Here is a 629-nt window from a genome sequence, read left to right on the forward strand (position 1 = left end):
CAGCTTCATATCCAGCTTGCTCAGCTTTCTGATATTTTTGACTGGAGAAATCCTTTTTTCCAGCCCTAAGCTTTCCGCCACACCACGCTCTATGCTTGCCTGAGACATAAATGTAATCGAGGTTGAGCGGTTGGCTTTTCCGTAAGACGCATACATTTGACGCATGAAAACCGGTTCAGGAGTCGGGATGGACGCGTTCGGATCTCCCATTTGCGCACGTGCAATCATGCCGCCCTTTAAGACCAGTTCCGGTTTTACGCCGAAAAATACCGGGTCCCACAGAACGAGATCAGCAAGCTTCCCTTTTTCCACCGAGCCGACTTCATGGCTGAGCCCGTGCGTAATTGCCGGATTAATCGTGTATTTGGCAATGTACCGTTTTGCGCGCACATTGTCATTTCCGTTTTCGCCGGCAAGAGCGCCGCGCTGTTTTTTCATTTTATCGGCTACCTGCCATGTTCGGATGATCACTTCACCGACCCGCCCCATCGCTTGGGAATCCGATGATGTCATGCTGATCGCACCGATATCATGGAGAATATCCTCCGCGGCAATCGTCGCAGCCCTGATTCTGGAATGGCTGAACGCCACATCTTCAGGCACTTTCGCATCTAAATGGTGGCAGACCA

General features: G+C 51.2%; 1 protein-coding gene. It reads right to left on the reverse strand.

Features of this window, described 5'->3' with window-relative positions; translation table 11 throughout:
- Positions 1-629, reverse strand: a 629-nt coding sequence (locus ACWHAR_RS28730) for an urease subunit alpha (RefSeq protein WP_452088652.1), incomplete at both ends; no start/stop codon positions are given.

The organism is Bacillus sp. LR--39, assembly GCF_053613335.1.